This window comes from Rhizobium sp. CCGE531 (genome assembly GCF_003627795.1).
Lineage (GTDB): Bacteria > Pseudomonadota > Alphaproteobacteria > Rhizobiales > Rhizobiaceae > Rhizobium.
Map to the genome: position 1 here is coordinate 1,351,132 of NZ_CP032684.1, position 26,200 is coordinate 1,377,331.

General features: G+C 60.5%; 27 protein-coding genes. 10 read left to right on the forward strand and 17 right to left on the reverse strand.

Going from position 1 to position 26,200, the window contains the following annotated elements; all coding sequences use genetic code 11:
* Window positions 1-146 precede the first annotated feature (146 nt).
* Both CCGE531_RS06655 and CCGE531_RS06660 read left to right on the forward strand, forming a co-directional pair.
* Window positions 147-1,643 (forward strand): leucyl aminopeptidase, encoded by a 1,497-nt coding sequence (locus CCGE531_RS06655; RefSeq protein ID WP_120663481.1) that lies wholly within the window; start codon window positions 147-149, stop codon window positions 1,641-1,643.
* A 32-nt stretch (window positions 1,644-1,675) separates the two neighbouring features.
* Window positions 1,676-2,125 carry a DNA polymerase III subunit chi gene (locus CCGE531_RS06660; RefSeq protein WP_120663482.1) on the forward strand — a complete coding sequence of 150 codons (450 nt, stop codon included), beginning with the start codon at window positions 1,676-1,678 and terminating at the stop codon, window positions 2,123-2,125.
* A gap of 95 nt (window positions 2,126-2,220) precedes the next feature.
* Here the strand turns inward: CCGE531_RS06660 and CCGE531_RS06665 are convergent, their stop codons facing one another.
* Window positions 2,221-2,766 carry a GrpB family protein gene (locus tag CCGE531_RS06665; protein WP_120663483.1) on the reverse strand — a complete coding sequence of 182 codons (546 nt, stop codon included), beginning with the start codon at window positions 2,764-2,766 and terminating at the stop codon, window positions 2,221-2,223.
* Window positions 2,767-2,841: 75 nt separating this feature from the next.
* Window positions 2,842-3,765, reverse strand: a complete 924-nt coding sequence (locus CCGE531_RS06670) for a Gfo/Idh/MocA family oxidoreductase (protein ID WP_120663484.1) — start codon at window positions 3,763-3,765, stop codon at window positions 2,842-2,844.
* 229 nt (window positions 3,766-3,994) lie between these two features.
* Between CCGE531_RS06670 and CCGE531_RS06675 the strand changes: the two genes are divergently transcribed.
* Window positions 3,995-4,570 carry a TRAP transporter small permease subunit gene (locus CCGE531_RS06675; protein ID WP_120663485.1) on the forward strand — a complete coding sequence of 192 codons (576 nt, stop codon included), beginning with the start codon at window positions 3,995-3,997 and terminating at the stop codon, window positions 4,568-4,570.
* A complete protein-coding gene (locus tag CCGE531_RS06680) occupies window positions 4,570-6,330 on the forward strand; it encodes a TRAP transporter large permease subunit (RefSeq protein ID WP_120663486.1) in 1,761 nt (586 codons plus the stop codon). The genes CCGE531_RS06675 and CCGE531_RS06680 overlap by 1 nt, the downstream gene beginning before the upstream one ends.
* A 90-nt stretch (window positions 6,331-6,420) precedes the next feature.
* On the opposite strand, the gene CCGE531_RS06685 is transcribed toward CCGE531_RS06680, so the two are convergent.
* The 5 genes from CCGE531_RS06685 to CCGE531_RS06705 all read right to left on the reverse strand — a co-directional run bounded on the left by CCGE531_RS06685 (window position 6,421) and on the right by CCGE531_RS06705 (window position 11,786).
* Window positions 6,421-7,530 carry a TRAP transporter substrate-binding protein gene (locus CCGE531_RS06685; protein ID WP_120663487.1) on the reverse strand — a complete coding sequence of 370 codons (1,110 nt, stop codon included), beginning with the start codon at window positions 7,528-7,530 and terminating at the stop codon, window positions 6,421-6,423.
* Window positions 7,531-7,683: 153 nt separating this feature from the next.
* Window positions 7,684-8,574, reverse strand: coding sequence for a polysaccharide deacetylase family protein (locus CCGE531_RS06690; protein ID WP_120663488.1), 891 nt, complete (start codon window positions 8,572-8,574; stop codon window positions 7,684-7,686).
* Window positions 8,575-8,680: 106 nt separating this feature from the next.
* Window positions 8,681-10,570, reverse strand: coding sequence for an ABC-F family ATP-binding cassette domain-containing protein (locus CCGE531_RS06695; RefSeq protein WP_120663489.1), 1,890 nt, complete (start codon window positions 10,568-10,570; stop codon window positions 8,681-8,683).
* A 49-nt stretch (window positions 10,571-10,619) separates the two neighbouring features.
* Window positions 10,620-11,120, reverse strand: coding sequence for a hypothetical protein (locus tag CCGE531_RS06700; RefSeq protein WP_120663490.1), 501 nt, complete (start codon window positions 11,118-11,120; stop codon window positions 10,620-10,622).
* 156 nt (window positions 11,121-11,276) lie between these two features.
* Window positions 11,277-11,786: a DinB family protein gene (locus CCGE531_RS06705; RefSeq protein WP_120666571.1), complete on the reverse strand. Its 510-nt coding sequence runs from the start codon at window positions 11,784-11,786 to the stop codon at window positions 11,277-11,279.
* A gap of 192 nt (window positions 11,787-11,978) precedes the next feature.
* Between CCGE531_RS06705 and ndk the strand changes: the two genes are divergently transcribed.
* Complete coding sequence (ndk, locus tag CCGE531_RS06710; protein ID WP_004122188.1) at window positions 11,979-12,401, forward strand: nucleoside-diphosphate kinase; 423 nt, start codon at window positions 11,979-11,981, stop codon at window positions 12,399-12,401.
* 73 nt (window positions 12,402-12,474) lie between these two features.
* On the opposite strand, the gene CCGE531_RS06715 is transcribed toward ndk, so the two are convergent.
* Window positions 12,475-12,996, reverse strand: coding sequence for a hypothetical protein (locus CCGE531_RS06715; RefSeq protein ID WP_120663491.1), 522 nt, complete (start codon window positions 12,994-12,996; stop codon window positions 12,475-12,477).
* The gene (locus tag CCGE531_RS06720) at window positions 12,993-13,541 is read right to left on the reverse strand and encodes a CGNR zinc finger domain-containing protein (RefSeq protein WP_120663492.1); all 549 of its coding nucleotides are present in this window, start codon (window positions 13,539-13,541) and stop codon (window positions 12,993-12,995) included. Before CCGE531_RS06720 ends, CCGE531_RS06715 begins: the two co-directional genes overlap by 4 nt.
* Window positions 13,542-13,607: 66 nt before the next feature.
* Here CCGE531_RS06720 and CCGE531_RS06725 point away from each other — a divergent pair, with 66 nt between their 5' ends.
* Entirely contained in the window at window positions 13,608-14,504 is an 897-nt protein-coding gene (locus CCGE531_RS06725) for a branched-chain amino acid ABC transporter permease (RefSeq protein ID WP_120663493.1), read from the forward strand.
* Window positions 14,505-14,506: 2 nt separating this feature from the next.
* Here the strand turns inward: CCGE531_RS06725 and CCGE531_RS06730 are convergent, their stop codons facing one another.
* The 5 genes from CCGE531_RS06730 to CCGE531_RS06755 all read right to left on the reverse strand — a co-directional run bounded on the left by CCGE531_RS06730 (window position 14,507) and on the right by CCGE531_RS06755 (window position 18,955).
* The gene (locus tag CCGE531_RS06730; protein WP_120663494.1) at window positions 14,507-14,974 is read right to left on the reverse strand and encodes a molybdenum cofactor biosynthesis protein MoaE; all 468 of its coding nucleotides are present in this window, start codon (window positions 14,972-14,974) and stop codon (window positions 14,507-14,509) included.
* A gap of 125 nt (window positions 14,975-15,099) precedes the next feature.
* A complete protein-coding gene (moaD, locus tag CCGE531_RS06735; RefSeq protein ID WP_120666573.1) occupies window positions 15,100-15,354 on the reverse strand; it encodes a molybdopterin converting factor subunit 1 in 255 nt (84 codons plus the stop codon).
* Window positions 15,354-15,941 carry a CDP-diacylglycerol--glycerol-3-phosphate 3-phosphatidyltransferase gene (gene pgsA / locus CCGE531_RS06740; protein ID WP_120663495.1) on the reverse strand — a complete coding sequence of 196 codons (588 nt, stop codon included), beginning with the start codon at window positions 15,939-15,941 and terminating at the stop codon, window positions 15,354-15,356. The genes moaD and pgsA overlap by 1 nt, the downstream gene beginning before the upstream one ends.
* Window positions 15,942-16,151: 210 nt before the next feature.
* Window positions 16,152-18,191, reverse strand: a complete 2,040-nt coding sequence (gene uvrC, locus CCGE531_RS06750; protein WP_120663497.1) for an excinuclease ABC subunit UvrC — start codon at window positions 18,189-18,191, stop codon at window positions 16,152-16,154.
* A complete protein-coding gene (locus tag CCGE531_RS06755; protein ID WP_120663498.1) occupies window positions 18,188-18,955 on the reverse strand; it encodes an SDR family oxidoreductase in 768 nt (255 codons plus the stop codon). The genes uvrC and CCGE531_RS06755 overlap by 4 nt, the downstream gene beginning before the upstream one ends.
* Before the next feature lie 362 nt (window positions 18,956-19,317).
* Between CCGE531_RS06755 and CCGE531_RS06760 the strand changes: the two genes are divergently transcribed.
* A complete protein-coding gene (locus CCGE531_RS06760) occupies window positions 19,318-19,950 on the forward strand; it encodes an outer membrane protein (RefSeq protein WP_120663499.1) in 633 nt (210 codons plus the stop codon).
* Between the two features lie 73 nt (window positions 19,951-20,023).
* Here the strand turns inward: CCGE531_RS06760 and CCGE531_RS06765 are convergent, their stop codons facing one another.
* Complete coding sequence (locus CCGE531_RS06765) at window positions 20,024-20,866, reverse strand: oxidoreductase (protein WP_120663500.1); 843 nt, start codon at window positions 20,864-20,866, stop codon at window positions 20,024-20,026.
* Between the two features lie 123 nt (window positions 20,867-20,989).
* Here CCGE531_RS06765 and CCGE531_RS06770 point away from each other — a divergent pair, with 123 nt between their 5' ends.
* Complete coding sequence (locus tag CCGE531_RS06770; RefSeq protein WP_120663501.1) at window positions 20,990-21,892, forward strand: LysR family transcriptional regulator; 903 nt, start codon at window positions 20,990-20,992, stop codon at window positions 21,890-21,892.
* Here the strand turns inward: CCGE531_RS06770 and CCGE531_RS06775 are convergent.
* A complete protein-coding gene (locus CCGE531_RS06775; protein ID WP_120663502.1) occupies window positions 21,889-22,485 on the reverse strand; it encodes a glutathione S-transferase in 597 nt (198 codons plus the stop codon). The genes CCGE531_RS06770 and CCGE531_RS06775 overlap by 4 nt on opposite strands.
* Before the next feature lie 33 nt (window positions 22,486-22,518).
* Window positions 22,519-23,370 (reverse strand): 23S rRNA (adenine(2030)-N(6))-methyltransferase RlmJ, encoded by an 852-nt coding sequence (locus tag CCGE531_RS06780; protein WP_120663503.1) that lies wholly within the window; start codon window positions 23,368-23,370, stop codon window positions 22,519-22,521.
* A gap of 82 nt (window positions 23,371-23,452) precedes the next feature.
* On the opposite strand from CCGE531_RS06780, the gene CCGE531_RS06785 reads away from it, so the two are divergent.
* On the forward strand, window positions 23,453-25,576 hold the full coding sequence (locus CCGE531_RS06785; RefSeq protein ID WP_245458999.1) for a molybdopterin oxidoreductase family protein: 2,124 nt from the start codon (window positions 23,453-23,455) through the stop codon (window positions 25,574-25,576).
* Window positions 25,573-26,166 carry an NUDIX domain-containing protein gene (locus tag CCGE531_RS06790; protein WP_120663505.1) on the forward strand — a complete coding sequence of 198 codons (594 nt, stop codon included), beginning with the start codon at window positions 25,573-25,575 and terminating at the stop codon, window positions 26,164-26,166. The genes CCGE531_RS06785 and CCGE531_RS06790 overlap by 4 nt, the downstream gene beginning before the upstream one ends.
* The last annotated feature ends 34 nt before the right edge of the window (window positions 26,167-26,200 follow it).

The following is a 26,200-nucleotide window of genomic DNA, read 5'->3' on the forward strand; positions in this document are numbered from 1 at the left end:
CTAGCCGCGATAAATGACAGGGATTTGAAACCGCCGAACAGGCTTCTTTAGCGGATGCTTTGCCAACCGCTTGTGTTCCCTAGTCAAACCTAGAATGATGGTTGTGCAAACTTCCCTTATTAAGACGCATGTTTATCGGAGCAGAAATGTCTGTGAAATTCGAGATTTCCTTCGCCAAGTCGGCTCGCCTCAGCGGCGGTCTGGCCATCCTCCTGAAAGGCACGGACAGTGAGCTGCCGGCGGGCGCCGAAAGCGCCGATCCGGCCAATGTTTTCGCCAAGGCCGCCCCCATATCCGGCTTCAAGAGCAAGGCGTTGAGCGCTCTGGATATCATCGCTCCCGAAGCCTCGCCCGTCGATCGGATCATTGTCATCGGCACCGGCAAGGCCAGGGATCTGGCTGCGCATGACTGGCTGAGGCTTGGCGGCAGCGCCGCGGCGAAAATCCGCAACGTCGAGAAAGTCGCCATCTTCCTGGACGCGCCGGCAATCGAGGTTGGAGCCAAGGAAGCCGCTGATTTTGCCCTGGGCATGCTCCTGCGCGGCTATAGCTTCGATACATATAAGACGAAGAAGGGCGACGATGACGAAAAGAACGGCTCCCGCAAGGCGGTGAAGGTCACGATCGTCACCCAGGAGGCCGCGGCCGCCAAGAAACTTTATGCAACCTCCGAAGCCGTCGCGGGCGGCGTCCTCCTTGCGCGCGATCTCGTCAACGAGCCGCCGAATGTCCTCGGCCCCGTGGAGTTCGCGGCCAAGGCCAAGGAGCTGGAAAAGCTTGGCGTCGAGATCGAGATTCTGACGGAGCGCGAGATGCGCCGGTTTGGCATGGCCGCTCTGCTCGGCGTCGCGCAGGGTTCTGCCCGGCCGCCGCGCCTGGTGGTCATGCAATGGAAGGGCGGCAAGGCCAAGGAGAAGCCGGTTGCCTTCATCGGCAAGGGCGTCGTCTTCGATACCGGCGGCATTTCCATCAAGCCCGCCGCCGGCATGGAAGAAATGAAGGGCGATATGGGCGGGGCGGCGGCCGTCACCGGCCTGATGCACACGCTTGCCGTGCGCGAAGCCAAGGTCAACGCCATCGGCGTCATCGGCCTGGTCGAGAACATGCCCGACGGCAATGCGCAGCGCCCCGGCGATATCGTCACTTCCATGTCCGGCCAGACGATCGAGATCATCAACACGGATGCCGAGGGGCGGCTCGTTCTGTGCGATGCGCTCTGGTACACGAACGACCGCTTCAAGCCGCAGTTCATGATCAACCTGGCGACCCTGACCGGCGCCATCCTCGTCGCGCTCGGCAACCTGCAGGCCGGCCTGTTCTGCAACAACGACAAGCTCGCGGACGAGCTGACCGCGGCAGGCCTCGTGACAGACGAGCGCTTGTGGCGCATGCCGCTCGGCAAGGACTACGACAAGATGATCGACAGCAAGTTCGCCGACATGAAGAACACCGGCGGCCGTCATGCCGGCTCGATCACCGCCGCCCAGTTCCTCAAGCGCTTTGTCGGTGAAACCCCGTGGGCGCATCTCGATATCGCCGGCACGGCGATGGGCTCGATCCAGGACGAAATCAACCAGTCCTGGGGTTCCGGTTTCGGCGTGCGCCTGCTCGATCAGCTGGTCCGCGCCAACTACGAATCGTGACCAGCAGGATTTTGTGAGATAGAAGGGACGGCATGACCGACGTTCTCTTCTATCACCTGACGGAATCGAAGCTCGAAGACGCCCTGCCGCCGTTGATCGACAAGAGTGTCGAGCGCGGCTGGCAGGTCGCCGTGCAGATGCGCGAGCCGGCGCGCCGCGATCTCCTCGATTCGCATCTGTGGACCTATCGCGAAGACAGTTTCCTGCCGCATGGCACGGATGAAGGCGAGATTGTGGACAGGCAGCCGGTGCTTCTGACCGTCTCCTCCGACAACCTCAACAACGCCACGGTGCGCTTTTTCATCGATGGCGCCGAGGCTACGGATGTCGGAACGTACCAGCGCGTCGTGCTGATGTTCGACGGCTATGATCAGGAGCAGCTGGAAAGCGCACGCGCGCAATGGAAGCGGCTGAAAGGCGAGGGGCATAACCTCACCTATTGGCAGCAGACGCAGGATGGCCGTTGGGAAAAGAAGGCTTAGAGCATTTTCGCTTTTTTCGAATCGCGAAAGCGCTCTACCTCTTTGTTTTTACGCATTCCGGAAGGAAACCGCTGCGCACTTTTCCCGGAAATACTTTAGTCGCCTTCCGCCAGAATCTTTTGAATGAAGTCCTTCTTGGCGGCGGTATAGGCTGCGCGATCATTGGCATGTTTTGCCGCAAGCTCGACCTTCAGAGCCTCATAGGCATGTGCGAGATCCGGACGCTTGCGCATTCTGTCCCGGAAGAGGATGAACTGGCGCCAATTCAGGCCGCCATGCTCGACCACATGCACCAGGTGCGTGCGGGTATCCCCTTGGATATCACGACCGAAAATATGATCGTCCGGAACGATATTGCTGCCGGCATAGACATAGCCGATCGATGCCATCGGCTCGACGCAGGCAAGGCCATCCTCGAAGCGCCGAACGCCGACTGCTATGTCGATGATGGGCTTGGCCTTGATTTCGGGGATGGAGGTGCTGCCGAAATGCTGCACGTCGACGGCGAGGTCTCCGAGGGCGCTGCGAATGGCAGCTTCCTCCAGCAAATAGGCCTCGTGCCAGCTCTGGTTCGGCTCCGCAAGCTTGACCGATTTATTGCCGACGCCGAGGCCGAAGGGTTGTACATTTTCCGTTGCCATCGGCAACTCCCCGATGAAGATAATGCACCACGCTAGCATGTTGCGGGGCGCGTTGTCTCCATCGGGTAAAGCCCATCAATCGTAAAATGCTTCGACGAATTTGCGCTTGCCGAGCATGAAGGCATCGGCGACGTGGCGCAGTGGCGAAACGTCGACATCGGACGTGCCGGCTTTGACGATTTCGGCAAAGCGGCGATAGAGCGAAGGATATTCGGCTTCAGGCGCGGAGAATGTCAGCTCGCCGTTGACCGAAAGCTTGGAGCCGCCTTCGGCGAGAACCATCTGTCCGGCGTCGGTTTCGGCGACGATATCCCAGCTCTGCTTGCCGGTCTGGCGCCAGTCGAATTCGGCATGAACCGGAAGGCCCTGACCGCTCTTGAAGTGCAGATCGGCGGCAATCGGCGAATCCCGGTTTTCCGGGAATTCGAGCGTCGCGCCGGTCAGGAAGAGCGGCGGCAGGATGTGGGTGACGATCGACAGCGCGTTGATGCCGGGGTCGAAGACGCCGAGGCCGCCCGCCTGCCAGATCCATTCCTGGTTCGGATGCCAATGGCGCACGTCTTCCTTCCAGATCACGTGGGCGCTGTGGATAGTGGTGCCCGCGAGGAAGGTCTTTGCCGCCTCCACGGCCGGAGCATAGCGCGAATGCCAGCTTGCAAAGAGCGACACACCCTTTGCTTTTGCGAGGTTTTCGAGATCGGCAACTTCGCTCAGCGTCGCGCCCGGCGGCTTTTCAAGAAAAACATGCTTGCCGGCCGAAAGCGCCTTGTAGGCGGCTTCATAGCGATATTGCGGCGGCATGCAGAGCGATACCGCATCGATCGCCGGTACGGCATCGAGCATGGTTTCGATGGTCGTAAAGGACTGGATGCCTTCGACGGTGCCATGGCGGCTTGCCGTCGCGATCAGTTTGAGATCCGCGTTGTTCGCGATGGACGGAAGGTGCTGGTCGCGGACGATCTTGCCGACACCGACGATAGCGAGGTTGATGGGGGACATGGGTGTCTCTCGATTAGTATGATTATTGATGCGATCTTTATCAGAATGCCGCATGTGGGCAAGGGCGGCAAATCGCAAATGCAGCGACTGGATCCAATGTACGAACATTGTACCCAACCGTCATCACGCTTGGAAAACCCGTGCCGGCTCTTGATTCACCGTTTGAAATCGGCACTCTAGCTCCGTGCAGCCAAAAGAGCTTCGGAAAGAATCGCTGCGGGGGGAAATCATGAAAGCATTGCTCGGCTTCAGCCGATTCGTTGACTATGTGACCGAGATCATTGGAAAATCAGTCTCATGGCTCATTCTGGTCGCTGTCTTGGTCAGCGCCGGCAATGCCATCGTACGCAAGGTCTTCAACACCTCGTCCAATGCATGGCTGGAAGCGCAATGGTATCTGTTCGGCGCGGCCTTCATGCTCGCCGCCGCTTACACGCTCCGCCAGAACGAACATATCCGCATCGATATCGTCTACGGCTCCTTGCCGCGCCGGGTGCAGCACTGGATCGACTTGCTCGGTCATTGCCTGTTCCTCATGCCCTTCGCACTCCTGATGGTCTATGACCTCGTGCCCTATGTCCGCACCTCCTTCCTGTCGGGAGAAGTTTCCTCCAGCGCCGGCGGCCTGATCATCTGGCCGGGCAAGGCGCTACTGCTGGCCGGCTTCTTCCTGCTGGCATTGCAGGGGATCTCCGAGATCATCAAGAAGATCGCGATCATGCGCGGCGATATGGACGATCCGACCCCCTATGTACCGACACATGCGCCCCTTGATGTCGAAACCCCGGCAGGGGAGGCGCGCTGATGGTCGAATTCATTGCCGCGAATATGGCGCCGATCATGTTCGCCTCGCTGATCGTCTTCTTGCTCCTGGGTTATCCCGTCGCCTTCGCGCTTGCCGCGAACGGACTGCTGTTCTTCTGGATCGGCGTCGAGCTCGCGCCCCATTCGGGCGGCACCATCCATCTCTCCTGGCCGCTTCTCAACGCCCTGCCGGATCGCTTCTGGGGCGTCATGTCCAACGATACGCTGCTGGCAATCCCGTTCTTCACCTTCATGGGCATCGTGCTGGAGCGATCCGGCATGGCCGAGGACCTGCTCGAAACGATCGGCCAGCTTTTCGGGCCGATCCGTGGCGGTCTCGCCTATGCGGTGATTTTCGTCGGTGCGCTGCTCGCCGCCACCACCGGCGTCGTGGCGGCCTCCGTTATCGCCATGGGGCTGATCTCGCTGCCGATCATGCTGCGCTATGGCTATGACCGGCGGGTCGCCTCCGGCGTCATCGCCGCTTCCGGCACGCTGGCGCAGATCATTCCGCCATCGCTCGTCCTGATCGTGCTTGCCGACCAGCTCGGCCGTTCGGTCGGTGACATGTATGCCGGCGCACTCATTCCCGGCCTGGTTCTGACCGGTCTCTACATGCTCTATGTATTGATCATGACGATCATCCGGCCGAACTCCATGCCCGCCCTGCCGAAGGAGGCCCGTTCGCTCGGCTCCGGCGTCACGTCGCTTTTCATCGCACTCTTGATCTGCGCCGGCGTGGCCTATGCGGCACATGTCTACCTGACGCCGAGCTACGGCGAAAATGCCGATATTCTCGGCGCCACGGTCGGTGTCGCCTTCATCTACGCCATTGCGGTCCTGGACAAGGGGATGAAAGTCAACCTGATGTCCCGGCTGGCGCAGCAGGTCATCATCGTCCTCATCCCGCCGCTCGCTCTGATCTTCCTCGTGCTCGGCACGATCTTCCTCGGCATCGCGACGCCGACGGAGGGCGGTGCCATGGGGGCGGTCGGTGCGCTTGCGATGGCCGCGGCCAAAGGCAGGCTGAACATGGAGGTCGTCCGCTCGGCGCTGACGTCCACGACGCGGCTTTCGGCATTCGTGCTGTTCATCCTGATCGGCTCGCGCGTCTTCTCGCTGACCTTTTACGGCGTCAATGGCCATGTCTGGGTTGAGCATCTGCTGGTGTCGCTGCCCGGTGGCGAAGTCGGCTTCCTGATTGCCGTCAACGCGCTCGTCTTCTTCCTGGCCTTCTTCCTGGATTTCTTCGAGCTCGCCTTCATCATCGTGCCGCTGCTGGCGCCCGCAGCCGACAAGCTCGGCATCGACCTGATCTGGTTCGGCGTGCTCCTCGGCGTCAACATGCAGACGAGCTTCATGCATCCGCCCTTCGGCTTCGCGCTGTTCTATCTCCGCTCGGTGGCCGCGCGCGTGCCCTATCTCGACAGGGTGACGGGCAAGCAGATCGCACCCGTCACGACGGGGCAGATCTATTGGGGCTCGGTGCCTTTCGTGGGCATCCAGGTCCTGATGGTGGCGCTGACCATCATGTTCCCGCAGATGGTCATGCACTACAAGGGCGCGGGTGCTGCGGTCGATCCGAATACGATCAAGATCGAGGTTCCCGGTTTCGGCGCGCCCGGCCAGGACAATGGCAACGGCCTGCCGGGCTTGCAACTTCCAGGCGGCAATCCGCTTGATGGTAAGCCGGCCGACCAGGGCGGCGGGCAGCAGAAGCCGCCCGCCAACGATCTCAGCCAGCCGCCGTCTTTCAATTAAGTTCGATCCGCTTCGTTTTGTCTTGATTGGGCACAATGAAAAACCCCGGAGCGCTGCTCCGGGGTTATGTGTCTCAAAACCGCGAGCCGGTCAGATTTTGCCGGCACGCTGCAGCGTCATCATGTAGACGTCATAGCTGTATTCGGCGACCTGGGCATAGAGATAATGCTGGCCGCGGAAGCCCTTGATCGAGCCCCAGATCTTCTTGAAGGTCGGGTTGTTGGCTTCCATTTCCGCATAGACCTCATTGGCCTTGTCGAAGCAGGCGTTCATGATTTCGGTGCTGAACGGCCTGAGCTTCGCGCCTTCGGCTACGACGCGCTTGATGGCGGCAGGGTTCAGATAGTCGTATTTCTGCAGCATGTTGGCGTCGGTCGCCTGTGCGGCCGTGCGCAGCAGAGACTGATAGGCCTTGGGCAGGCCCTCATAGGCGGCCTTGTTGAACATGACATGCACGGTCGGGCCGCCTTCCCACCAGCCGGGATAGTAGTAATAGGGCGCCACTTTGTAGAAGCCGAGCTTTTCGTCGTCATAGGGGCCGACCCATTCGGCGGCATCGATGGTGCCTTTTTCCAGTGCCGGGTAGATATCGCCGCCGGCGATCTGCTGCGGCACGACGCCGAGGCGTTCGACGACCTTGCCGGCAAAGCCGCCGATACGCATCTTCAGGCCCTTGAGATCGGCGACCGTATTGATTTCCTTGCGGAACCAGCCACCCATCTGCACGCCCGTATTGCCGGCCGGAAAGCCGATCAGCCCCTGCGTCGCCAGGAACTCGTTGAAGAGATCGATGCCGCCGCCATGATATTGCCAGGCGTTCATGCCGCGAGCGTTAAGCGCGAAGGGAACGGCCGCGCCCAGGGCCCAGACCGGATCCTTGCCCCAATAATAATAGGCGACCGAATGGCAGGCCTCGACGGTGCCCGCCGAGGTCGCGTCGGCTGCCTGCAGGCCGGGCACGATTTCGCCGGCTGCAAACACCTGGATGTTGAAATTGCCATCGGTAGCTTCCGAGACGTATTTCGACAGCACTTCGCCGCCGCCATAGATCGTATCCAGCGACTTCGGAAACGATGACGTCAGGCGCCAATTGATCTTCGGATTGCTCTGGGCAATGGCCGGAGCGGCAAGGGTTGCAGCAGCTGCAACCGAGCCGGCGCCGGCGACGCCGGCTTTCCTCAGAAATGAACGACGATCCATATGTTACTCCCCCCGGATACGAGCGGGCGAGCTGGCCCGCTCTTCGTGATCACGCAGCAACTAACCATGCCGCTCGGCGCGTTTCAAGCGTATCTGAACGCCGTGCAACCATTGAGCTAGGCGTCTGCGTCGATGTTCGTTTGCAAGCCCGCCTCAGCGCACCATTTTGGTGTCGGCCTGGGCAACCAGGTTGGTCGCCGGAGCCGGAGCGTGCCTGTATTTCAGCGTAACGACCTTGTAGCCCTCTTTCTCGAGGCGGCTCAGAAGAACAGGCAGCATCCGGACCGTGCGCTGGTGGATATCGTGCATCAGGACGATGCCGCGGCCGCGCCGATAGAGCTGCTTCATGGTGCGGTCCACCACCGAAAGGGGCGTCGACGTGAAGTAATCCTTGCTGTCGATATCCACGTCCATGACGATCATGTCCCGGCCGGCAATCGCCGTGCGCAGGCGCTTGGAGTCGGCAAGATAGGGGAAACGAAAGAAGGGGACATTCGTGCCGATCGCCTTGGTGACGGCATCCTTGCCACGGGCGATCTCGGTCATCGCCGCGTCGAAGGTCATCTTGTCGAGATCGGGATGGCGGAAGGTATGGCTGCCGATTGCGTCGCCATGGGCGAGGACTTCGCGAGCGGTCGCCGGATGGGCCTGCGCCATTTCCCCGACCATCATGAAGGCCGCCTTGACGCCGAACCTGTCGAGCGTGGCAAGGATGCGCTCCGTCTTGCCGGGCGCGGGGCCATCGTCGAAGGTCAGGATGACTTCCTTGTCGGCGAGCTTGATGTCCTTGAGCGAGGAGACTTCCAGTGTGCGGCCGGCAAGATCGTGCGGTCCGCTGGCGTCCTCCAGCGCGCGGGTCTCGAGATCGGCGACGAGCCATTTCTTCGGCTCCATCTCTACGGGATCATTCGCCTTTAGCGGCTTGTGACGCGGCTCTTCGGCAGCGTAGCCGCTCTTGAGCGATGCATCGTTGGCCGGTTTCGTCGCACATCCTCCCAGAGCCAGGGACACGGCGAGGCCAGCCAGCAGAACACGGTAATTCATCAGAATCGCTCAACAATTATGTCTATGAAAGTTGAGCGTATTTTCCGCAGTTATGGTTAATGATCGGTTAGGATCGGTCGCGAAACGGTTAAGATCGCGATGCGCTTCAGCCGGCCATGCCGCTTTCGTATTCCGATGAGAGTTCCAGCCATTGCTCCTCGGCCGCGGCGAGCTTTTCAGCGGCGTCAGAACGCTGCTTTGCCTTTTCAGCAGCTTTTGCCGGCGCCTTTTCGTAGAGCGCGGGATCCGCAAGTTCCACATCAAGCGCCTGAATCAATTTCTCAAGCTTACCGGTCAAGGATTCGATTTCATTGATCTTCTTCTTGAGTGGAGCAAGCGATGCGCGCCGATCGGCGTTGAGCTTGCGCTGGTCGGCCTTGGAAACGGAATCGTCGATGCCATTCATCTTGGCCTTGTCGTCCTTCGACTTCGGGCTGGCGACCACGAGGCTGCGGTATTCTTCCAGGTCGCCGTCGAAGGTCGTGACCGTGCCGTCGCGCACCAGCCAGAGCCGGTCGACGGTGGCTTCGATCAGATGTCGGTCGTGCGAGATCAGGATGACCGCGCCGGAATAGTCGTTCAGTGCCTGGATCAGCGCATTGCGGCTGTCGATGTCGAGATGGTTGGTCGGTTCGTCGAGGATCAGCAGGTTCGGCGCGTCGAAGGCGGCGAGGCCCATCAGCAGCCGCGCCTTCTCGCCGCCAGAGAGATCCTTGACCTGCGTGTCCATCTTCTCGGTCGCAAGGCCCATCTGAGCGACGCGGGCGCGCACCTTCGCCTCCGGCGTTTCGGGCATGCGACGGCGAACATGTTCGACAGCGGTCTGGTTGGGGATGAGGTCGTCGAGCTGGTGTTGGGCGAAGAAGCCGATCTTCAGGCTCGGCGCCAGCTTGACGTCACCGCTTTCCGCGCCGAGTCGGCCCGAAATGAATTTCGCGAAGGTCGATTTGCCGTTGCCGTTCGAGCCGAGCAGGGCGATGCGGTCGTCTGCGTCGATACGCAGGTTCAGGCGCTTCAGGATCGGCTTTTCCGGTTCATAGCCGACGGCGCCGCCGCTGATCGCTATGATGGGCGAGGCAGGCTGCTTTTCCGGTTCCGGAAAGCTGAAGCCCATCACATGGTCTTCGATGACGGCGGCGACGGTTCCCATTCGCTCCAGCGCCTTAACGCGCGATTGCGCCTGCTTGGCCTTGGAGGCCTTGGCCTTGAAACGGTCGATAAAGCTCTGCAGATGCTTGCGCGCGGCGTCGTTCTTGGCTTTCGCCTTCATCTGCAGCTCGTCGGCCTCGGCCTTCTGCCGCTCGAACTGATCGTAGGAGCCGCGATAGAAGGTGAGCTTCTTCTGGTCGAGATGCACGATGGAATTGACCGCCGTGTTCAAAAGATCGCGGTCGTGCGAGATGATGATGACCGTATGCGGGTAGCGGCGAATATAGTCTTCCAGCCAGAGCGTGCCTTCAAGGTCGAGATAGTTCGTCGGTTCGTCGAGCAGCAGAAGATCCGGCTCGGAGAACAGCACGGCGGCAAGGGCGACGCGCATGCGCCAGCCGCCGGAGAAGGAGGACGCCGGGCGCTTCTGCGCCTCGTGGTCGAAGCCGAGGCCGGCAAGGATGCTGGCGGCGCGCGCTTCGGCCGAATGCGCGCCGATATCGGCAAGCCGGGTCTGGATATCGGCGATGCGATGCGGGTCGGTGGCGGTTTCGGCTTCCACAAGCAAGGCGGAGCGTTCCTTGTCGGCCGCAAGCACGATATCGATCAGCGGATCCTCGGTACCTGGCGCTTCCTGCGCAACCTGGCCGATGCGGGCATTGCGCGGGATCGAGACCGAACCGCTTTCCGCGGCGAGATCGCCGGTGATGATCCTGAACAGCGTGGACTTGCCAGCGCCATTCTTGCCGACAAGACCCGCCTTCGCGCCCGCCGGAAGCGTCACGTTGGCATGGTCGATGAGAAGACGGCCGGCGATCCGGGCGGAGAGGTCGGAAATCGAAATCATGGCGCGGTTTTGGCCGAACTCGGCGCCGAAGGCAAGAGTGTGAAGACGCTTAGGTGGTAGCGTTTTGCGAGGACTTCGACGGGTTCGCGCAGTTGCGCAGCCGCTCGGTCAGCTCCGTTTCATAGAGCATGAGGTTGCTGAGCGAGGCATTGAGGCTGTCGAGAGCGGCATAGCCAAGCGGGGTGGCGTCGATCTCGCGAACAAAACGTTGCTTCTTCATCAGCCCCTTGGCGAGCTGATCCGCGACTTCGCGCAGCATTTCGGCCGCATCGCTTTCCGATTTACGGGCCACCAGCCCGCAATGGCTGACAAGGCGATGCTTCAGGCCGATTTCGTCGAGCCCGTTTTGCGAGGGAAGAGCGCCCAGCGCCTCGACCTCTTCGGCAAGACAACGGTCCTGGCCATAGAGCGCTTCATGGAAGAGCTGATAGTTGCGCGGCAGGTTCTTCACCTTCAGCCGCGTCATGAAGCGGCCGATAACCTCGAGCTCGGTTTCCGTTTCATCGTCATCGATGGAATATGCCGAAACGCTTTTGTGGGAGTTCTTCATGCCTGCCCGTGACCGTGATCTGATATATCCTATCAATCTGTAGGAGGGCAGGTTAAGGGAACATGAACAAAATCGCCGGTCCTCGTCGCAGCGCAACAAAATGAGGCATGTGGTGAACGCCCAGGCGAAGATGGGGAACGACGGTTCCCCTCTTGGCTACATCCAATGCTGTCCTTCGCTGCGCAGGAAATGCAGGAGATCCAGCACCAGGGACGGCTTGCCCATGGAGGTCAGGATCATGTGGCATTGGCCGCGGTGATGGGTGTGGTGGTTGAACATATGTGCCACTGCCAGATGGAGGGGAACGGTAATGGCGCCTGGCCGCAGCACGGATGTATAGGTGATGTCGGCGGCAAGAGCATCGGCATCGAGCGCTTCTACCCAGTCCGTGATGCGCCGATCCTCCGCCTCCCGCATCGTCCGAAGCCCGGCTAGATCGTCGTGCAGGCCGACGTCCAACGCCCTCGGTATTTCACCCGTGCCGTTGAAACGATGCATCCACAACCGGTCCGCCACCAGCAGATGGTTCAGCGTTCCGTGGAGCGAACCGAAGAAGGCGCCGCGATCTTCGTGGAATTCCGTATCGCTGAGGCGTGCCGCAGCGTCGTAGACCTGAACATTGGCCCAACGATTGTAATCCGCGAGCATTTTGAAATGTCTGAGCATATGCATCTCCTCCATGGTCATGATGATGTCGCGCGCGAAGTCCGCCACCGAGCCACCGCTTCGCGGCCTGGCTGACTGCGAATCGGCCGCTCGGACTGTGACAGCAGCGTGAAATTGGCCGATCCCCCTTGTTTTCGGGCTTTGAGGCAGGTAAACACCGCCCACTTTTCTCTGATTACAAGGAATGGATCCATGGCGATTGAACGTACTTTCTCGATGATCAAGCCGGACGCGACGAAGCGCAACCTGACCGGCGCCATCACCAAGGTTTTTGAAGACAACGGCCTGCGCGTCATCGCCTCCAAGCGCGTCTGGATGAGCAAGCGCGAAGCTGAAGGCTTCTACGCCGTTCACAAGGAGCGTCCTTTCTTCGGTGAGCTCGTCGAAGGCATGACCTCCGGCCCGACCATCGTTCAGGTCCTGGAAGGCGAAAACGCCATCCTGAAGAACCGCGAAATCATGGGCGCGACCAACCCGGCAAACGCTGACGAAGGCACGATCCGCAAGACCTTCGCGCTTTCGATCGGCGAAAACTCCGTTCACGGCTCGGACGCTCCGGAAACGGCTGCCGTCGAAATCGCCTACTGGTTCTCGGAAACCGAAATCGTCGGCTGAATCGGCCTCTCAGCTCTGATGCTGAACGATTTGAATTGACTCATGAAAGCCGGGATCTCGATCCCGGCTTTTTTCATGCCGGACAGGCGGCATCATGCCCGTAATCGGCGCTGCCGTCACCCTTGAAAATATCCGGATTGGCGGTATAGACCGGGCCGACGACGAGCGGCTTGGTCGGCAGCACCGTCTGGTCGAGATCGGATTTGACCTCAGTCTTGATCGTCTGGATCGTCTTGTCGCCGGCGTCCACCAGCTTGATCGAAACGGAGTAAGGGCGGTCTTTGCGCACGCAGTGCAGGTCCGGACTTTCCAGCGTGATCTTGTCCCAGAAGGTATAGATCTTCTGGTTGACGACGAGCGGATCGCCGCCCGCTGGATTTTCGAATTCCGCCACGGCGGTCGTTCCCTCGGGGATCGGGGCGATCTTCTTCAGCGTGATCATGTAGCTCGCGCTCGCCACGCGGTAGTTGAACACAAAGAGGCGGCCGGTAAGCTGGGTCGGGCCGTCATCGTCTTTCCTCTGGCAGCCGGCCAGCGACAGGCCGGCGATTATCCCAATGCTCATCGTTGTCAGCATGATCCTTCGCATTGTCATGGCGCGGTCTCCTCCTTCTTGCGCCGGTAATGCCGGCTTGCCTTGGCGCGGTTGCCGCAGACCGCCATATCGCACCAGGCGCGGCTCTTGTTCTTGCTGCGGTCGATGAAGAGCCAGCCGCAGTTGCGGCATATTTTCATCCGCTCGGGATCGGACATGGCGATGAGGCGCAGCGTCGAATGTACGGTCGCGGCATCGAGCCCATCGGCCGAGGCTTGCCGCAAGACCTTCGCCAACGCGGCAAGAAGATCGGCCAGAAGCAGGTCGGCGGGCTCGCCGAGAACGCGCGCCCGGAAATAGCGGTCGATCGTCTCGCGCAATGAGATGAAGTCGGCCTTGTCTTCCCGCCGCACAGGCAGGATATCACCGAAGAGCGTCCGCTCGGCGCAGAAATTCATGGCCGCCTTCGGAAAGCTCTCCATCTGTCCATGCGCTTCAAAGCGGTCGATCCGGCGCTCGTCGTCATGGCGCAGGATGACGCTATTGGCGACATCGAGCGCGAGTGCGCCACCGGAAAAACGATGTGGGGTCCAGGAAAAGCTCATGGAGAAAATTATAACTGGTAAAATTCATTTTGCCAGTTACTATTTGCCTGTTCCTCGGAGGGGTGAATGGCCTATCTTCTGCAGCAACTGGCGAATGCCGTTCCGCTCGCTGCACTCTATGCGGCGCTGGCCTTCGGCTATTCCATTGCGTTCGGGGTTATGAAGCGGGCCGATATCACCTATGGCGCGCTGTTCGCCTTTGCCGGCCAGATGCTCGTGCTCTTTACCGATGTCGGCTACACGAGAATGTATCTGATCCTGCCGGCGGCCTTTGCCTTCGGCGCCGTGATCGCCGTCGGCTATACGCTTGGCACCAGCCTTCTCGTCGGCCGCGCGATCATGCTGCCCTTGTCGCGCAAGTCCCCGAATACCGTCATCGTCGCGGCACTCGGCATGATGATCATTCTCATGGAAACCGCCCGGCTGGCCTCCAACACGCGTGGCATCTGGCTGCCGCCTTTCCTGAACGGTGCGATCGTCTTCTGGGATAGCGGTGATTTCCGCGTGACGCTGACCGAAATCCAGCTGCTCAATACCGCCTTGATGATCCTGGTCGTTCTTGCAGGCGCCTATGTGCTGAAACGCACCGCATGGGGCCGCATCTGGCGGGCGGTGACCGACGATGCGCTTGCCGCCGAACTTTGCGGTGCCAGCGCCAATCGCGTCTTCCTGCTGGCCTATGTCGCCTCCGCGCTCGTCGCGACCATCTGTGGCCTGCTCGCCACCTCCTATTACGGAACGATGGATTTCGGGGCAGGGCTGATGTTCGGGCTCAAGGTGCTGATGATTGCGGCGGTCGGCGGCTATTCCGATCCGCTGAAGTCGGCGGGCGGAGCAGCACTCCTCGGCCTCACCGAAACGATGTGGGGCGCCTACGGCCCGTTCCTGTGGCGCGACTTTGTCATCTTCTCGCTGCTCGTGCTGCTGCTGGTCTTGAGCCGCCGCGAGCGGGTGGTGCCTTAAACCTATTTATTGCCGGCCCATTTGTCGCGCGCCGCACCGTCGGCATCCTTGGCGGAAACCCAGCCGCCTTGCGCGCCATCCCTGCCATGCTCCTTCTTCCAGAAAGGCGCGGAGGTTTTCAGGAAATCCATGACGAAATTGGCGCCGTCGAAAGCGGCCTGCCGATGTGGTGCGGCGGCGATGACGAGGACGATATTCTCGCCGGGCGCGATCTTGCCGTAGCGGTGGATGGCGGTGAGGCCAAGAAGCTCGAAGCGTTCGATGGCAAGTGTGGCAATGCGGGTGATCTCCGCCTCCGCCATGCCCGGATAATGTTCGAGTTCCAGCGCACCCAAAGTGCCGCCTTCGTCACGGCAGAGGCCGGAGAAGGTCACGACCGCGCCGATGTCGCGCCGCCCGTCGGTCAGCCGGTCGATCTCCGCCTGGAGATCGAAATCCTCGCGCTGAACTTTGACGAATGGTGAAATCATCGCAATTTCCTTGATCGTCCTCGCAATCGGGCTGAGGACCTTCCGGCCCTTCGCCTTGGCTCAGGGCGTTCGTCGCTGCAATCGATTCACTGGATCGATTGCTCGGGCCGTCGCCCGACCGCTCCTCACCCCCCCGTCATCGGTGGGAAGAGCCCGATCTCCCGCGCTCCGACGATGGGCTCGTCGTGATCGGCATGTTCCATGTCGATGGCGACGCGGATCGCCTCGGGGAATTGAAGTGCTGCCTCGTATTCCTCTCCCAAGCTCTTCAAATGACTGAGGAGATCGCCGACGGTGACGACATCGGCGGGCAGGGAAATATCCTCCTCCGCTTTGCCGATCCGCTCACGCACCCAGGCGAAATAGACGAGCTTCGTCATCATTCCTCATCCACGACATGCTTCAGCCCGGCGCGGAAATAATCGTAGCCGGTGTAGATGGTCAAAAGCGCCGCGATCCAGAGCAAGACGATGCCCATCTCCGTCGTATAGGGTAGCACCTTGTCGCCCGCCGGCCCAGCCAGAAGGAAGGCGATGGCCACGAGCTGGGCGGTCGTCTTCCATTTCGCGATCCGCGTCACGGGAACGCTCACTTTCAATCCGGCCATATATTCGCGCAGGCCGGATACCAGTATTTCTCGGCAAAGGATGATGATCGCAGCCCACAGTGACCAGCCGGCGATCGTGCCGTCGGCGGCCACCAGCAGCAGGATCGCGGAGACCAGCAGCTTGTCGGCGATCGGGTCGAGCATGCGGCCGATATTCGAGGTCTGGTTCCAGATGCGCGCGAGATAGCCGTCGAGGAAATCGGTGATCGAGGCGATGACGAAGATCCAGAGCGCGACCCATCGCGCGAAATCGGAGCCTTCCAGCTTGCCTTCGATGAAGAAGCAAAGAACGATCAGGGGAACGCAGAGAATGCGGCCGTAGGTGAGCAGATTGGGGATGCTGTAAGCGCGCGAAGCCATGGAAATCGTTTCGTTTCGGTTGTCTCGGCGGACAGCGATGAGGCTCCGTTTCGGTCTCATCGTGTTCCGAGCATTTGATGATCTCGATCCTCTCCAAAAACCGCTTCGCACTTTTTGGGATCAAATCCTAGATGATGGTTTGGCTGCCTTATCGTCAATATTGTTTCTGTTTTTTCACCGCCATTGCGTGGAATTTGCGACCAGCTTTTTCTATTTCGCGGCGTCTTCGTGAAAATGATTATAGACCTGCCGCGCCACGGCTTCCGATATGCCCTCCACCGCCATCAAATCCGATAGGGCGGCGCGCGATACCGCTTTGGCGGTGCCGAAATGCTGCAGCAGCGCGCGCTTGCGTGAAGGGCCGATGCCGCCGATCTCGTCGAGCGGGTTTTTCACCATCTCCTTCTTGCGCCGGGCGCGATGGGAGCCGATGGCGAAGCGGTGCGCCTCGTCGCGCAGGCGCTGGATGAAATAGAGCACGGGGTCGCGCGGCGGCAGCGTGAAGCTTTCGCGCGATGGGGCGAAGAAGCGTTCGCGCCCGGCGTCGCGGTCGACACCCTTGGCAACGCCGATGGCGATGACGCTGTCGGTAATCCCGAGCTCCTCGAGAATGGCGCGCACCGCCGTCATCTGCCCCTGGCCGCCGTCGATCAGGATGATATCGGGCCAGACGGGGAAGGGGCGGTCGGCTGCATCCACCGTCGCATCAGCCATGCCGCTGCGGTCGGGCTTGCCTTCCTCCTTCAGGAGCCGGGAGAAGCGACGGGTCATGACCTCGCGCATCATGCCGAAGTCGTCGCCCGGCGTGATGTCGGTCGATTTGATGTTGAACTTGCGGTACTGATTTTTGACGAAGCCTTCCGGCCCGGCGACGACCATGCCGCCCACGGCATTCGTACCCATGATATGGGAGTTGTCGTATATTTCGATGCGCTGCGGCACATAGGGAAGCTGGAACGTTTCCTTGAAGCCTTCGAGCAGTCGCGATTGCGAGGCGGTTTCCGCGAGCTTGCGGCCATGTGCCTCGCGGGCATTGGCGATGACGTGTTCGACCAGATCGCGCTTCTCGCCGCGCTGCGGCACCAGGATCGCAACCTTGTGGCCGGCCTTCTCGCCGAGGGCCGCCGCCAGCAGCTCGATTTCCTCGACCGTCTCCGACAACAGGATCTGCCGCGGCACCGGCTTGTCGTCATAGAACTGCGCCAGGAAGGCGTTCAGCACTTCGGCGCCCGAGAGCGACGGATCGGCCTTCGGGAAATAGGCGCGGTTGCCCCAGTTCTGGCCCGTGCGGAAGAAGAAGACCTGGATGCAGGAAATGCCGCCCTCGTGGTGGATCGCGAAGACATCGGCTTCCTCGACGCCGGCGGGATTGATGCCCTGATGGCTCTGCACATGCGACAGCGCGGCCAGCCGATCGCGGAAGATGGCGGCGCGTTCGAAGTCCAGATCCTCAGCGGCGGCGTTCATCGCCTCGGCCATGTGGGCCTTGACGTTCTGGCTCTTGCCCGAAAGGAAGTCCTTCGCTTCCTGCACCAGCTCTCCATAGCCTGCATCGCTGATCTCATGCGTGCATGGCCCGGAACATCGTTTGATCTGATGAAGCAGACAGGGGCGTGTGCGCGTCTCGAAAACGCTGTCCGTGCAGGTGCGGATCAGGAAGGCGCGCTGCAGCGAATTGATGGTGCGGCCGACGGCGCCAGCCGATGCGAAGGGGCCGAAATAGTCGCCCTTGCGCGCGCGCGCGCCACGGTGCTTGAAGATGGCCGGCGCGCGATGATCGCCCGTGATCAGAATATAGGGAAAGGATTTGTCGTCTCGCAGCAGAACGTTGAAGCGCGGGCGCAAGCGCTTGATAAGGTTCGCTTCCAGCAGCAGCGCTTCCGTCTCCGTGCGCGTGGTGACGAATTCCATATTGGCGGTTTCGCGCACCATGCGGGCGATGCGGTTGGAATGCACCTTGCCCAAGGCATAATTGGAGACGCGCTTCTTCAGGCTGCGCGCCTTGCCCACGTAGAGCACGTCACCACCCTCGTTGAACATGCGGTAGACGCCGGGATTGTTCGGCAGCCGCTTGACGAATTCGGCGATCAGCTCGGCGCCGCGAAGTCCGGTCTCGTTCCTGCCGCCTTCGTTCCAGTCGATGGGCGCGACAGGGGAGGCGGCGGCATCGCCCTCCACCTCGATGTCGTCTTCGATATCGTCTGATTCGTCGTAGAGAACGCCGCCATCGGGCAGCTTTCTTCCGTTCATTCCGCACTCTCCGACACGTCTGGCGTTTCCCAGGCAAGATGCTGGCCGCCATCGAGCGCTATCATTTGGCCCGTGATCGAGGGCGTGTCAAAAAGAAAGCGGACGGTCCGGCCGAATTCTTCGAGCTCCGGCGCCGCCTTTAATATGAGGCCGTCGATCTGTGCTTGAAAGTCCTCTTCGCTCTGGCGCGCGCTGCGCACCGTCGGGCCCGGGCCGATGGCATTGACGCGGATGCGGGGGGCGAAACTCTGCGCCATCGTCTGCGTCGCGGTCCAAAGTGCTGCCTTCGACAGCGTATAGGAATAGAAGCGCGGATTAAGCGCCCAGACCCGCTGGTCGACCATGTTGACGATCAGTCCCGGATGCGGCTCGGGAAGCTGCCGCACGAAATCGGCCGCCAGGATCGAAGGCGCGCGAACATGCACCGCGAAATGCGCCTCGAAGGCTTCCGCGTCGAAACGATCGGCTGAATCGCCGAGGAAAGCCGAGGCATTGTTGACCAGCAGATCGAGCGGGCCGAGAGCATCCGTGGCCCTTTCGACAAGGGTTGACGTATCGGCCAAATTTTGCAGATCCGCCTTGATCGCAATTGCCTTTCGGCCCATTTGCCGCAATTTCGCCACGATTTCCGAAGCCTCGGCGAAGGATTGGTTGGCATGCAACGCCACCGCGAAGCCGTTGGCCGACAAATCCTCGGCAATTGCCCAGCCTATTCTTTTGGAAGCGCCCGTTATCAACGCCGTGCGTAGTTTTTCCTGGCTCAAGAGATTGCCTTTTGCTGGTCGTTATCCAATCGACGCTCATATAGGGCGTCGATACACCATATGAAAAGGTGCGTGAGCAAATGACGCTCTTTGGGTTTCTTATGTAAAGCTTGAGATGTATTTAGTTTAAAATAAGTATACACGCTTTAACCATTGGTTATGGTTAATAATTCATCTGTTGCGATGAAGCAACATCGAAATTCAGCCATGTCTGTGCCACAATGATATCATATTTTGGCTCTTCCAATTCCTCATTTGCATTCCAATTTCAACCTCGATCCGGGAGGGATGTTTTTTAATTGCTCGTGACGCTTCGAAGTTAAAGATAGTAGCGAAGCACACGGGCCTGAAAGGAGAAAAGTATGCGTACTCTTGCAACGACCCTCATGGTCTCGGCTCTCGCTCTCGGCGGCTACACCGCGGCTCACGCTGCCGACGCTGTTGAGCAGATCCCGCAGCCGCCCGTCGCTCAGGAAGCAGCTCCGGTTGTCAACAACTGGTCCGGTTTCTATATCGGTGGTGCAGGCGACTGGAACAAAGGTCACTTCAACCACAACGGCAGCGCCTACGGCTTTGGCGGCCAGGCCTTCACCGGCTACAACTGGCAGCAGGGCCAGATCGTATACGGCGTTGAAGCTGACCTTGGCTACTCTGGCGCCGACGCAACCCGCAACGGCCTGACCGCTAAGAACGGCGTCAACGGCTCGGTTCGCGGCCGTCTCGGTTACGACTTCAACCCGTTCATGCTGTACGGCACGGCCGGTCTGGCAATCGGTCAGAACAAGCTCGAGGACGCTACCTCGTCTGACAGCAAGACGGCTGTTGGCTACACGGTCGGTGCTGGTGCTGAAACCTTCATCACCAACAACATCACGGCTCGTCTCGAGTACCGCTACACGGACTACGGCAAGAAGAACTTCGACCTCGACTCCGGTCGGTTCTCGCGCGGCTACGACGAACAGAGCGTCAAGGTTGGTATCGGCGTCAAGTTCTAATCATTTGACGGCATGGAATGAAGAAAAAGCCGGGGTTTCGCCCCGGCTTTTTCCGTTTCATGGTGCACACTGTTTACGCGACGTCCTTCGGGAAGTCCGTCGAGACAGCCAGTGCGCGCCAGTCGGCCAGTTCCCTGGCGACATATTCATTCTTGGTCTCGATCGCGCCGACCGTATCCGAGCCGAAGGGCATGCGCAGCGGCGGGTTGGCCGAATGCGCAAGCGTGATCATTGATTTTGCAAGTCGTTTGGGATCACCGGGCTGGCCGTGATTGTGACCGGCGGCGAAATCGCGCATCGCCCCCGCAGGCGTGTCCTTATAGTCGGCAATCGAGCTCGGGCTGACGGCGAGCGAGCTTTCGTCAAGGAAGTCGGTCCGGAAGAAACCGGGTTCGACGACGGTAACCTTGATGCCGAGCGGCTGCAGTTCTGCCGCCATTGCCTCGGACAGGCCTTCGATGGCGAACTTCGTCGAGCAATAGACGCCCCAACCGGCAAAGCTCTGGTAGCCACCGACCGAGGACATGTTGATCACATGACCGGAATGCTGGCGGCGCATGTGTGGCAGGATGGCGCGAGTGACCTTGAGCAGGCCGAAGACGTTCGTGGCATAGAGCTTTTCGATTTCCTCGGCGGTTGCCTCTTCCACAGCACCCAGCAGCCCGTAGCCGGCATTGTTGACCAAGATATCGATCTTGCCGAAGCGCTTGACGGCCGCTGCGGCGGCCTCGTGGGCCTGCGTCTCGTTCGAAACGTCGAGGGCGACGGACAGGAGGTTCGGATGATTACCGAACTTCTCCGCCAGGCCGGCGGGGTTGCGGGCCGTTGCAACGACGGCGTCGCCGGCATTGAGGGCTTCCTGGGCGATGAGGGCGCCGAAGCCGCGGGAAGCACCCGTAATGAACCAAACACGCATGACTTTCTCCTTCGTGGGTTAGTAATTCCGTGGGTGGAATTCGTTTGCAGGAGAAAGGTAGCTTGATGCCATCGATGAGATAATCTAGTTTCTCTTCCATGAAGTGCTGAGAAAATCTCATCAATGCGACGCATCCGTTCGACCGATCTGGCGATCTTCCTGGCGATTGCTCAACACCGCAGCTTTCGCAAGGCGGCGGTGGAACTCGGCGTGACCGCGTCCGCGCTCAGCCATTCGCTGCGGGCGATCGAGGAACGGCTGGATGTGCGGCTGGTCAATCGCACCACCCGCGGCGTCGGGTTGACGGAGGCCGGCGAGCGCCTGTTTGACCGCATCCGCCCGGCTTTCCTCGATATCGACGATGCGCTCGATGATCTCGATAAATTCAGAAGCCAGCCCTACGGCAAGCTGCGCATCAATGCCCCGCGCCCCGCCACCAAGATGGTGTTGCTGCCGATCGTGTCACGGTTCCTGAAGGCTTACCCGGCCATCGAAGTGGAAATCGTGGTGGACGATGCGCTCGTGGACACGGTCTCCGCCGGTTTCGACGCGGGCATACGCTTCGGCGAAAGAATCGCTGCCGACATGATCGCAGTTGCCATCGGCCCTCGCCAGCGGACGGCGATCGTCGGCTCGCCCGAATATTTTCAGCGTTTCCCCAAACCGGTCACGCCCCATGATCTGAAAGATCACCCCTGCATCCGCTACCGTTTCGCGAGCGGCACCTATTATCGCTGGGAGTTCGAGCGCGGGGGCATCGAGCTGGAGATCGACGTACAGGGGCCGCTGACGCTGGGCGATCTCGACATAATGCGGGACGCCGCCATCAATGGCTCCGGTCTCGCCTTCCTGTTTGAGGATCACTCGCTGCCGGCTTTAGAGGATGGCCGGCTGATCCGCGTGCTGGAAGACTGGTGCCCCTATTATCCCGGCTTTTTCCTCTATTATCCGAGCCGCCGTCAGCTGCCGACGGCTTTGCGCGCCTTCGTTGATTTCGTCAGGAACGACGGTGCTCGCCAGAGCTAAGCCTGCTGCGGCTTCATCGCTTGATAATCCGGAAAATGCTTTTCGAATTTGCATGCCCAATCGATCAGATCGGCATGATCAGCTTCCCATTGCCCCGCGAAACGCAGCTGCAGATAACCAAGCATGGAAGCGAGTGCGAAATGCCCGCCATGCAGCTTCTTGCCGATCTTCGGCGGTTCAGCGTTGAGATGAGCGAGCGTGCGGCTTACCTTTATCCACTGTCGATCGATCCAGGGCTGATATTGCTTTTCGGCCTCGCGAAAGCGCCGCTCGTAGACGATCGACAGAAGGCACTCATTGGCGCCGTCGCATAATGCTTCCAGGACCTCGATTTCGGCGCGCTTGCTCTTCTTCGAAGGGTAGAGCCTGCCTTGCCGCCGATCGAAATAATGCATGATCGCGCGGCTGTCGAAGATCGCTTCGCCCTCATCGGTCAGCAATGTCGGGATCTTGCCGAGCGGATTATTATCGATGAGCAGCGTCGGCCCGGCATTCGTGTCGACGTGAATCTCCTCAAGCTTGATGCCGAGATGGCGTGCCGCCATGCGCACCTTGCTGGAGAAGGGGGAGGTGGACGAGCAGAGAAGTCTCATGGAATCACCTATCGGCTATGTGCGTGAAATATCTCAATGTTCACCGCGCAGCCAGAAGGCGCGCTGCGAGGCGAAACGGTCCTGCGCCAATATGTCTTTCAGCGCGGGCAATAGCGCGTGCAACTCGTCCTTCAGCGTGAAGGGCGGATTGACGATGATCAGGCCGGAACCGGTGAGCCCGGTGAAGCCGCGATCGCTTTTGACCGTCAACTCCGCGCAGAGTATCTTCGGAATTTCCAGCGCCTGTAGCGCTTCATGAAACTGCTTGATCGGCGCATCTTTCTTGATCGGATACCAGAGGCAGTAGGTGCCGCCGGGAAAGCGGCGCCAGGCCTTCGCCAGGCCGTCGATCAGCCGCTCATATTCGCCTTCCTCTTCGAAAGGCGGATCGACGAGCACGATGCCGCGTTTTTCTTTCGGCGGCAGATGCGCGCCGAGCGACAGCCAGCCGTCAAGTTCGGTAATGCGCGCATGGTGATCACCCTCGAATAGGCGGTGCAGCCGCTGGAAATCGTCCGGATGCAGTTCCATGGCCGAAAGCCGGTCCTGCGGGCGAAACAGCATGCGGGCAAGCTTCGGCGAACCGGGATAGAGCCTGACGCCGCCTTCGGGGTTCAGCTCGCGGACGGCGGTAAGATAGGGTTCCAGCAGATCGGCCACCTGCGGCACGAGTTCCGCCTCCAGCACCCTGCCGATGCCGTCGCGCCACTCGCCCGTCTTCTGCGCTTCCTCGGACGAAAGATCGTAGAGCCCGATGCCGGCATGCGTGTCGAGGACGCGAAACGCCTTGTCCTTGTTCTGCATGTAGCGGACGAGGCGCGCGAGGACAGCGTGTTTCAAGACATCGGCAAAATTGCCCGCGTGGTAGATGTGCCGATAGTTCATTGTCGGTGAAGTCCGCATGAATTGTTGAGATGGGCCGGATTAATCCCTAGTGGCCGGACATCGCTTGAAATATACAAACATCATGAACATTGCGACCCCCATCCAGGCCAAATCGCGCATCGGCCACACGGCCTGTCCGCACGACTGTCCCTCCACCTGCGCGCTGGAAGTCGATCTGACTGAAGACGGCAGGATTGGCAGGGTGCGCGGCGCCAATGATCATTCCTACACGTCGGGCGTCATCTGCGCCAAGGTCGCGCGCTACGCCGAGCGCCTTTATCACCCCGATCGCCTGATGAAGCCCCTGCGCCGCGCCGGCGCTAAAGGCGAGGGCCGCTGGCAGGAGCTTTCCTGGGACGCGGCGCTGGACGAGATCGCCGAAGCCTTCGTCAAGGCTGAAGCCAGGGATGGCAGCGAGGCGATCTGGCCTTACTTCTATGCCGGCACGATGGGCTGGGTGCAGCGCGATTCCATCGAGCGGCTGCGCCACGCCAAGCGCTATTCCGGCTTCTTTTCGTCGATCTGCACCAATCCGGCCTGGACTGGCTTCACCATGGCGACGGGCGTGCTGCGCGGTCCCGATCCGCGGGAGATGGGCCGCACGGACTGCGTCGTCATCTGGGGCACGAATGCCGTGGCTACCCAGGTCAACGTCATGACCCATGCGGTGAAGTCCCGCAAGGAGCGCGGCGCCAAGATCGTCGTCGTCGATATCTACGACAACCCGACGATGAAGCAGGCCGATATGGCCTTGATCGTCAAGCCGGGCACGGATGCGGCACTTGCCTGCGCCGTCATGCACATCGCCTTTCGCGATGGCTATGCCGATCGCGCCTATATGGCAAAATATGCCGATGATCCCGCCGGCCTCGAAGAGCATCTGAAGTCGAAGACCCCTGCGTGGGCGGCAGATATCACCGGCCTTTCGGTGGACGAGATCGAAGCCTTCGCAAAGCTCGTGGGGACGACGAAGAAGACTTACTTCCGTCTCGGCTATGGTTTCACCCGCCAGCGCAACGGCGCAATCGCCATGCATGCGGCCGCATCGGTCGCGACGGTCCTTGGCTCCTGGCAATATGAAGGCGGCGGCGCCTTTCATTCGAACAGCGATATCTTCCGCATGGACGCGAGCGAACTGACCGGCCGTGGCATGAAGGATCCGGATATCCGCATGATCGACCAGTCGCAGATCGGCCGCGCCTTGACCGGCGATGCCGTCGCGCTTCGCCATCGCGGCCCGGTGACCGCCGTGCTGATCCAGAACACCAATCCGGTGAACATTGCGCCGGAACAGCGGCTGGTGAAGCGTGGCTTTGCCCGCTCCGATCTCTTCGTCGCCGTGCACGAGCAGTTCCTGACCGATACGGCCGAGATGGCCGATATCGTCATCCCCGCCACCATGTTCGTCGAGCACGACGATATCTATCGCGCCGGCGGCCAGAACCACATTCTCCTCGGCCCGAAGCTCGTCGAACCGCCGCCGACGGTGCGCAGCAATCTTTTCGTGATCGAGGAGCTCGCCAAACGCCTCGGTGTCGCGGATCGCCCCGGCTTCGGCTTCTCCGCCCGCGAGATGATCGATCGGGTTTTGTCGAGGAGCGGCCTGCCGGACTACGATTATTTCCTCGAGCATAAATGGTTCGACCGCCAGCCGAACTTCGAGGAAGCGCATTTTATCAATGGTTTCGCCCATCCCGACGGCAAGTTCCGTTTTCGCCCGGATTGGGTCAACCAGCCCGCGCCGAACCGGCCGCCCGCGTCGGTCGGATTGCTCGGGCCGCATATCGCGCTGCCGGAGTTTCCGGATCAGGTCGATGTCATCGAAGTGGCCGATCCCGAGCATCCGTTCCGGCTCGCGACCTCGCCTTCGCGCAATTTCCTGAATTCGAGCTTTGCGGAAACCAAGACGTCGCGGCAGAAGGAAGGCCGTCCCGAAGTGATGATCAATCCGGCCGATGCCGAAGCGCTCGAGATTATCCATGGCGAGTTGGTCCGTATTGGCAATGGTCGCGGCGATATCCGCCTGCATGCGCGCGTGACGACGGAAGTGAAACCGGGCGTGCTGATTGCCGAGGGTCTTTGGCCGAATAAGGCCCATATCGACGGCGAGGGCATCAACGTGCTCACCGGCGCCGATCCGGTCGCGCCCTATGGCGGCGCGGCTGTCCACGATAACAAGGTATGGCTTCGCAAGGACGTGGCATGAGTAAATTTGACAAGGCGAAAGCCGAAATCGTCGGCGAAAAGACGCTGGCGGATCAATGGACACGGCTCAGCACTTTTGAGGTCGACTACACGGATTCGCAGGCCGAAAAGCATCGGCTGAAGCGTGAAGTCTATCATCGCACGCCGGCCGCCTGCATCCTTCTCTATGATCCCAAGCGCGAAACCGTGGTGCTGGTCCGGCAGTATCGCCTGCCGTCGCAGCTTGTCGGCTTGCCGGAGAGAATGATCGAGGTGCCCGCCGGCCTGCTTGACGGTGACGATCCGGAATCCGCGATCCGGCGCGAAGCCATGGAAGAGACCGGCTTTCGCGTGCGCGATGTCCGCTTCCTCTTCAAGGCGATGACGTCGCCGGGAGCCGTGACGGAGATCATCCATTTCTTCGCGGCGTTGATCGATACGTCCGACCGTGTTGCCGACGGCGGCGGGCTTGCGGAAGAGCATGAGGATATCGAAGTTCTGGAAGTTCGGCTGTCCGATGCGATGGCGATGATCGAGAAGGGCGATATCTACGACGCCAAGACGATCATGCTGCTGCAATGGGCGGTTTTGAATGTTGCGAGCTTGAAGTAGGCTGTTGCGTGGGGGAAGCTTTGTGGAAACTCTG